The 7,062-nt window shown below is 59.7% G+C and carries 6 protein-coding genes and 3 tRNA genes; 5 read left to right on the top strand and 4 right to left on the bottom strand.

Translation table 11 applies throughout. The features are described 5' to 3' along the window. The first annotated feature begins 5 nt into the window (after positions 1–5). The 3 genes from AB5Y76_RS09120 to AB5Y76_RS09110 all read left to right on the top strand — a co-directional run bounded on the left by AB5Y76_RS09120 (position 6) and on the right by AB5Y76_RS09110 (position 273). Positions 6–81, top strand: a tRNA-Val gene (locus tag AB5Y76_RS09120). Positions 82–105: 24 nt separating this feature from the next. After that, positions 106–181 (top strand) — tRNA-Lys (locus AB5Y76_RS09115). Between the two features lie 16 nt (positions 182–197). Further along, positions 198–273: transfer RNA gene (locus tag AB5Y76_RS09110), tRNA-Val, on the top strand. Between the two features lie 311 nt (positions 274–584). Here the strand turns inward: AB5Y76_RS09110 and AB5Y76_RS09105 are convergent. Next, complete coding sequence (locus tag AB5Y76_RS09105; RefSeq protein WP_263718314.1) at positions 585–1,898, bottom strand: sodium-dependent transporter; 1,314 nt, start codon at positions 1,896–1,898, stop codon at positions 585–587. Between the two features lie 431 nt (positions 1,899–2,329). Here AB5Y76_RS09105 and AB5Y76_RS09100 point away from each other — a divergent pair, with 431 nt between their 5' ends. Continuing rightward, positions 2,330–3,049, top strand: a complete 720-nt coding sequence (locus AB5Y76_RS09100; RefSeq protein ID WP_263718315.1) for an ABC transporter substrate-binding protein — start codon at positions 2,330–2,332, stop codon at positions 3,047–3,049. A 3-nt stretch (positions 3,050–3,052) separates the two neighbouring features. On the opposite strand, the gene AB5Y76_RS09095 is transcribed toward AB5Y76_RS09100, so the two are convergent. Both AB5Y76_RS09095 and AB5Y76_RS09090 read right to left on the bottom strand, forming a co-directional pair. Continuing rightward, a complete protein-coding gene (locus AB5Y76_RS09095) occupies positions 3,053–4,366 on the bottom strand; it encodes a sodium-dependent transporter (protein ID WP_263718316.1) in 1,314 nt (437 codons plus the stop codon). A gap of 211 nt (positions 4,367–4,577) precedes the next feature. Continuing rightward, positions 4,578–5,417: an isopenicillin N synthase family oxygenase gene (locus tag AB5Y76_RS09090; RefSeq protein WP_139462040.1), complete on the bottom strand. Its 840-nt coding sequence runs from the start codon at positions 5,415–5,417 to the stop codon at positions 4,578–4,580. Positions 5,418–5,623: 206 nt separating this feature from the next. On the opposite strand from AB5Y76_RS09090, the gene AB5Y76_RS09085 reads away from it, so the two are divergent. Then, the gene (locus tag AB5Y76_RS09085) at positions 5,624–6,187 is read left to right on the top strand and encodes a DUF2799 domain-containing protein (protein ID WP_005362971.1); all 564 of its coding nucleotides are present in this window, start codon (positions 5,624–5,626) and stop codon (positions 6,185–6,187) included. 51 nt (positions 6,188–6,238) lie between these two features. Here AB5Y76_RS09085 and AB5Y76_RS09080 read toward each other — a convergent pair whose 3' ends face one another. Then, complete coding sequence (locus AB5Y76_RS09080) at positions 6,239–7,057, bottom strand: Cof-type HAD-IIB family hydrolase (RefSeq protein WP_263718318.1); 819 nt, start codon at positions 7,055–7,057, stop codon at positions 6,239–6,241. Positions 7,058–7,062: the final 5 nt, after the last annotated feature.

The raw sequence follows: 7,062 nt of genomic DNA, 5'->3' as shown, positions 1-7,062 counted from the left end.
TCCCAGGTCGTTTAGCTCAGCTGGGAGAGCACCTCCCTTACAAGGAGGGGGTCACTGGTTCGATCCCAGTAACGACCACCAGTTTGTAGAAAAAATGATTTAGATGGGTCGTTAGCTCAGTCGGTAGAGCAGTTGACTTTTAATCAATTGGTCGCTGGTTCGAATCCAGCACGACCCACCATCATTTCAGAATCCCAGGTCGTTTAGCTCAGCTGGGAGAGCACCTCCCTTACAAGGAGGGGGTCACTGGTTCGATCCCAGTAACGACCACCATATTCGCAAGCGAGGCTGAGATATCAGCTTCAGTTGCAGAGAAAGTCCCCACTCAGATGGGGATTTTTTTTGCCCGCAATTCAGTACTTCAACTTCTTCTGTTGCCGGTGTGGCGAGCCGAACGCCACCTCTTATTGTGCCACTCTGCCACTCTGCCACTCTGCCACTCTGCCACTCTGTCATTTCGCACATCCTCTACTCTGCTCTGCCGAGATTGCCCGACTGCACTCCTGTCCATCGTGATGCTGCTTATATGAACGCCAGCAATAAAAAGGGCAGGCCAAGGCCTGCCCGCAAAGATGCGCAAGGTGCTACATGATCCCGCGGATCAAGATCCCGCTGATCAGCAGCGGCGCCACCACGCGCCAGCACCAGAGTAGCGCCAGACGCAGGGTGGGTGACAGGCCCGCAGGCAATATGGCATCACCCAATCGCCAGCCCAGCAGCAGGGTCAGTACCAGACCAAACAGCGGCATCATCAGGTTGGAGGTCAGATAGTCGAGCAACTCGAAGATGGTCTTGCCAAACAGGGTCAGGTCACTCCAGGGGCCGAACGACAGGCTCACCGGAATGCCGGAGGCCATGATAAGCAGGGTCAACACCCGGCAGGCGCCACGACGCGACCAGCCCCACTCCTCGGTGGTGAAGCGCACCAGATGCTCCAGCATGGAGATGGAGGAGGAGAGCGCGGCGACCAGCAGCAACAGGAAGAAGATCACCCCCAGCCCCTGACCGAACGGCAGATGACTGAACACGGCAGGCATGGTCATAAAGGTGAGCCCTGGGCCCGCGGTGGGATCGATGCCGGTGGAGGCCAGCGCCGGGAAGATCATCAAGCCCGCCAGCACCGAGATAAGGCTTGCCAGAGTGACCACCCAGACCCCGGAGCGCAGTACCCCTTCGCTATTGGGCAGGTAGGCGCCATAGGTAGTGTGTACTCCGAGCCCGATGGAGAGGGAGAAGAAGGCCAGTCCCAACGCGTCCAGCACGCTCTGGCCGGTCAGCATGGAGAAGTCCGGCAGCAGCAGCTGGCGTACACCCGCCATGGAGCCCGGCATGGAGAGACCGACCCCCACCAGCAGCAACATCATGATGAAGAGCGCGGGCATCATCCAGCGCAGTGCCCGCTCAACCCCTTTCTGAATACCCCCCTGCACGAACCACCAGGTCAGGCCTGCGAAGATCAGATGGGTCAGCACCGGCCACCAGGGGTTGCTGACATAGCCGTTGAACAGGGCGGTGAGGGCGCTCCCCTCGCTCAGGTTGAGCTTGCCAGCCATCGCCAGCGCGGCGTAACCCACGGTCCAGCCGCCCACCACGCTGTAGAAGCTGTAGATAAAGAAGCCGCAGGCGATCCCAATATACCCCATCCAGCGCCAGTTCGGCCCTACCAGTTTGCGAAAAGCGCCGAGCACCCCGCGCTGGCTATGGCTGCCGAGCAGGGTTTCGCCGACCTGTACCGCTACCCCCAAGGTGAAGCTGAACAACAGAAACACCAGCAGAAAGGCGCCACCGCCATTGGTGGCGGTCACATAGGGAAACTTCCAGATGGCACCAAGGCCAATCGCTGTGCCTGCTGCGGCCAGCACATGACCGAGACGGGAAGACCACTGAACCTGGCTCATACAACCTCCGGGTAACACGACATCGAAGCAATACTCCTGAGTAGCAATAAACGACAGACCATAAAAAAGGCCGCCTGAGGCGACCTTTGCAATGAACATTCAGAAAAACTGTGCGTGCAAGGTCACCTCTCTTGCGAGCTAAAAAATCGACCAAACAGCACGAGAATGGCAGACATGAGGTGGCAACCTGACTAATGAATGAGGGAACAGCCTAAACCATGGAAAGAATAATTGACACATAAAATCAAAAATTTTTTTGTGTGCCGCTGTCACCACTCTGGCTATACGTACAACTCAGTGGGGGAAAACCTCGCCGGGCCGTATCTTTTCTACCTTGTGGCTATTTACTGGGCGATAATCGACGTAGCTTCTTCTGGAACTAGTGACCGCTACATGGCGCTGACGGGAACAACGATGAGACAGGATGTCGTATGAGATGGATGGTGTTGCCCTGGTTACTGATCAGCCTGAGTGTGTCGGCGCAGCCCGGATTAACCCTGCTGAGTCACGACTTACCCCCCTTTACCGAATACCGCGACGGCAAGCTCGACGGATTCGCCATTCGTTTGATTGATGAGGTGCAGGAGGAGCTTGGCACCCGCTATCCGGTGCGGATTTACCCGCTCAAACGGGCGCTGGCGCTGGCACGGGTCGAGCCCGGCTATGGACTGTTCGTGGTGCAGCGGCTCCCGGAGCGGGAGTCCCATTTCAAATGGGTTGGCCCGCTCTTTATCAATCGGGTCTTTATCTATCAGGCGCCGGATAGTCGCCACCCGCTGACCTCGCTGGCACAGCTGCGAGACCTGCCCAGAGTGGGGGTAGTGCTGGGTAACGCCGATGATGTGCGGCTGACCCATGAGGGCTACACCAATCTGGTGCGCTACAAGACGGTCGGGGAGGCGATAGAGCGGCTGATGCTGGGCAAGATCGATGCCTTGCCGATGGCGGAGCTGGTGATGGAGGCCACCCTCGACAAGATGGGGTTATCCCGGCGCAGCATCGTCAACAGTGGAGTGCTGCTCCATCAGGCCGGTCTCTATATCGTCTTCTCCAAGGGAACGGATGATGCCGAGATCACCCGCTGGCAGCATGCCCTGGAGGCCGTCAGAGCCGCCCAGGGGCGGGCCGATGAGCCCACCCGCGAAGAGTAACCGTCACACCAGACCGCGAATCAAGATCCCGCCGATCAGCAAGGGGGCAATCCAGCGCCAGCAGTTCATCAGCAAGTGATGCCAGTGGCTGGCAATCCCCTGCGGCAGCGCCTTGCGTCCCAGCTTCCAGCCCAGCAGCAGCGTCAGCATCAGGCCGAACAGCGGCATCATCAGGTTGGAGGTGACAAAGTCCAGCAGCTCGAAGATGGTTTTGCCAAACAGGGTTGCGTGTTGCAGCGGGCCAAACGACAGGCTGACCGGAACACCGCTAACCATGACGAATCCAGTGATGGCGCTGCAGGCCGTGCGGCGTGACCAACCCCAGGTCTCGCACAGGAAGCACTGCAAATGCTCCAGCAGGGAGATGGCCGAGGAGAGCGCCGCAAAGACCAGCAGGGCGAAGAAGATCACCTCAAGCACCTGACCGAAGGGCAGCAGCTGAAACACCGCCGGCATGGTCATAAAGGTGAGACCGGGGCCGGAGGCCGGGTCGATACCGGTCGAGGCCAGCACCGGGAAGATCATCAGCCCCGCCAGTACTGCCACCATGCTGGCCAGCAGCACCACCCAGAGGCTGGAGCGACCAACCCCTTCGCTGGTCGGCAGATAGGCACCGTAGGTGGTGTGGATGCCCAGACCGATGGAGAGGGAGAAGAAGGCCAGCCCCATGGCATCGAGCACGCCGGACATCCCCAGCTTGCTGAAGTCGGGCATCAGGAAGTGACGTACTCCCGCCATCGCATTGGGCAGGGTGAGGCCAAAGACGACCAGCATCAGGATCATCAGGAACAGGGCCGGCATCATCCATCGCAGGGTGCGCTCCACCCCTTTCTGAATGCCTCCTTGCACCACCATCCAGGTGAGGGCGGCAAACAGCAGATGGGTGAGAATGGGCCAGACGTCGCCGCTGACATAGTCATTGAAGCGGGCGGTGAGGGCCGCCGCATCCCCATGGTTGAGCTGGCCTGAGATGGCCATGCCGGTATAACCCAGGGTCCAGCCGCCCACCACGCTGTAGAAGCAGTAGATGAGCAGGGTAGAGATCACCCCCATTACCCCCACCCATCGCCACTGTTTGCCGAGCAGATCGGAGAAGGCACCCACTACCCCGCGGCGACTCATGCTGCCGAGCAGGGTCTCCCCCATCAGTACCGCCACCCCCAGGGTGAAGCTGAACAGCAGAAAGACCAGCAGGAAGGCGCCGCCGCCGTTGACGGCTGTGACATAGGGGAATTTCCAGATTGCGCCGATACCGACCGCGGAACCCGCTGCGGCGAGGATGTAGCCGAGTCGGGATGACCATTGGGACTGCTTCATAAGAACTCCAATCGAGCGCCCCTTGTCGGGGGCAGAATGGCGCTCATGTTACGGAGGTCACGGCGCAATCACTACGACGGTTATCAGGCATAAATGCGATTTATTGGCACGATTGGCTAATTTAATTCTGTTTTTTGCCCAATCCTGCCACCAAATAAAAACCGGAGCGAGATTGCTCCGGTTTGGTCTCTGACAACGGCTCGTCGGTGGACTAGATCACCCCGAGCTCCCGCAGCCGCTCCATCAGGTAGCTGTGGGCGGTATGGCGCTCGGAGAGCACCACATCCGGGCGCGGATGGAGGAACAGCGGCAGCGAGATGCGCGACTTGGCGGCATTGCCACCGGTCGGGTTGATGACGCGGTGAGTGGTGGAAGGGTAGTAGCCGCGAGAGGCCTCCTGCAGCATGTCGCCGATATTGATGATGAGGGTGCCAAAGTCACACGGCACATCCATCCATTCGCCATCGGAACCCTTCACCTGCAGCCCTGGCTCGTTGGCGGCGGGCAGAATGGTGAGCAGGTTGATATCTTCGTGGGCGGCGGCGCGGATGGCGCCCGGCTCCTCGGTACCATCGAACGGCGGGTAGTGCAGCACCCGCAGCAGGGTCTTCTGGCTCTCTTCTATCATCGAGGAGAGGGGGCAGCTGTAGTTGGCGGCGATATCGGCCGGGGTGTACTGCTCGACCCAGCCCAACAGCTCGGCGGCCAGACCGTTGGCGAGGCGGTAGTACTCCATCGCCTGCTCTTTCAGCTCTTCCGGCATCTGGCCCCAGGGGTAGATGTGAAAGTACTCCTTGATGTCTTTCTGGCTATGGCCCTTGGCCACCTCGGAGACCGACGGCGGGAAGTAGCCATCCTGGGTTTCGCGGTTGAACAGGAAATCCTGCTTCTGTTCACTCATGAAGAAGCGATACCAGTTGTCGTAGATGGACTGCACCAGCTCTTTCGGAATGGGGTGGTTGGTCAACACGCCAAAGCCGGTGGTTCGCAGGGATTCGGTGAAGCGTTGGGCCGCATCGGGTGAGCGGTAATCGACGGTCAGGACTTTCATTGTTTTTGTTGCGCGCCAGTTAAAAGATGGCGCAGTTTACCTTGCGCCTGATAACAAGGAAAGCGGGTTGGCCGCCCGTCTGGCACGGCGTTGAATAGTGACAAAAACATCAAATAAACCGCGCCAGACCGCACGGGAGCGCATCCCTTGTTATGGCCTTTTATCCTCTCTAGAATGCCGGTCACTATCTTTTCCGGAGTCTGTTCATGTCCCCCAAAATCCTGTTGCTGACCCTGCCGGTATTGCTGGCGGGATGCAGTGCCCTGTCAGAAGATGAGTGCCGCACCATGAGCTGGTACAACCTGGGTTATCAGGATGGATCGGAAGGCAAAACCCGTCAGGCGACCCGCGATTACGTTTCGTCTTGCAGCGAATATGGCCTCAAAGTGGATGAAGCCGAGTGGAAACGGGGCTACGACAAGGGGCTGGAGCTCTACTGCATTCCCGAGCTGGCTTACAGCAAGGGCAAGGAGGGGCAGGCCTATCTGGGGGTATGCCCCAATGACGCCAGCTTCCTCAAGCAGTATCAGCGTGGCTACGAAGAGTACAAACTGGCTGCCCGCCTGCGGGAGATCAGCGACGAGCTGGAGCGTACCGAGCGTGATATCGATACGCTGGAGCGCAGCATCCGCAACGAAACCAACACGGAACAGCGCGACTACTACCGCGCCAAGCGCGATCGGGCCATTCGCCACTACGAATCCCTGCGCCGGGAGTACAACCGTCTGCGCTATCCGGATCGGGTGATCCAGTTCTCCTTCGGCGGTTAATCCCTCTCTTCATGGCCAGCCCGCGTGCTGGCCATGTTGCATCTTGTCAGATCAGGCCAGTACCCAGCGTTGCAGCGCCAGCGCGATACCATCTTCGTTGTGGTCGGCCGTGACCCGATGGGCATGGCCCTGGATCTGCGGGGCCGCATTGCCCATGGCCACCGCCAGCCCCACCTGCTCGAACATGCTGATGTCGTTGTTGTTATCCCCAAACGCCACCACCTGCTCCATTGCAATCCCTTCACTGGCGGCCCACTGGGCCAGCCGGTTGCCCTTGCTGCAACCGGGCTGTACCAGCTCCACCGCATAGGGGGCCGCCCAGTCACGGGTAAAGGGCATCTGTTCGACCACCTCGCCCATAAAGGTGTGCAGGCGTGCCGGATCCTGATTGAACAGCTCCAGTTTCCAGACCGGGTTGTCGAGCCAGCCTGCCAGCTCCTCAACCGGATGGATGGCGATCTTGAGGTGGTCCGGCTGATTGGCCGACCAGTGGCGGATGCGGGTGACATGCTCTTCGCAGCCGATGTAGCCGATCCCTTCGCTCAGGTGGAACAGGGCGCCCATCTGTTGTGCCTCGACCGCGGCCAACAGCTCGGTAAGCGGGGCGGCCGCCAGCGGGTCGCCACTTAGGATCCGGTTCTGCACCGGATCATAGAGATAGGCGCCATTGCTGCAGATGAGAGGGGTATCGAGGGCCAGCTCGTGGTGGAAGGGGCGTGCCGTCATATAGTGGCGTCCCGTGACCAGCAGCACCTTGATGCCGTGGGCGCGGGCCTGCGCCAGGGCTGCCCGGGTGGCCGACGAGATCTTGTGATCCCGGGTCAGCAGGGTGCCATCCATATCGAGCGCGATGGCCTTGTACTCACTCATAGCTC

The sequence above is a fragment of the Aeromonas sp. R1-2 genome (assembly GCF_040908505.1).
GTDB classification, from domain to species: Bacteria; Pseudomonadota; Gammaproteobacteria; order Enterobacterales; family Aeromonadaceae; genus Aeromonas; species Aeromonas veronii.
The sequence above is the reverse complement of the archived record's forward strand: the minus strand, read 5'-3'. Positions and strand labels throughout refer to the sequence as shown.

What these genes read in the sequence shown, in the direction of transcription:
- AB5Y76_RS09105 (WP_263718314.1), bottom strand. Translation starts at nt 1,898, where the DNA reads ATGAGCCAGGTTCAGTGGTCTTCCCGTCTCGGTCATGTGCTGGCCGCA.
- AB5Y76_RS09100 (WP_263718315.1), top strand. Translation starts at nt 2,330, where the DNA reads ATGAGATGGATGGTGTTGCCCTGGTTACTGATCAGCCTGAGTGTGTCG.
- AB5Y76_RS09095 (WP_263718316.1), bottom strand. Translation starts at nt 4,366, where the DNA reads ATGAAGCAGTCCCAATGGTCATCCCGACTCGGCTACATCCTCGCCGCA.
- AB5Y76_RS09090 (WP_139462040.1), bottom strand. Translation starts at nt 5,417, where the DNA reads ATGAAAGTCCTGACCGTCGATTACCGCTCACCCGATGCGGCCCAACGC.
- AB5Y76_RS09085 (WP_005362971.1), top strand. Translation starts at nt 5,624, where the DNA reads ATGTCCCCCAAAATCCTGTTGCTGACCCTGCCGGTATTGCTGGCGGGA.
- AB5Y76_RS09080 (WP_263718318.1), bottom strand. Translation starts at nt 7,057, where the DNA reads ATGAGTGAGTACAAGGCCATCGCGCTCGATATGGATGGCACCCTGCTG.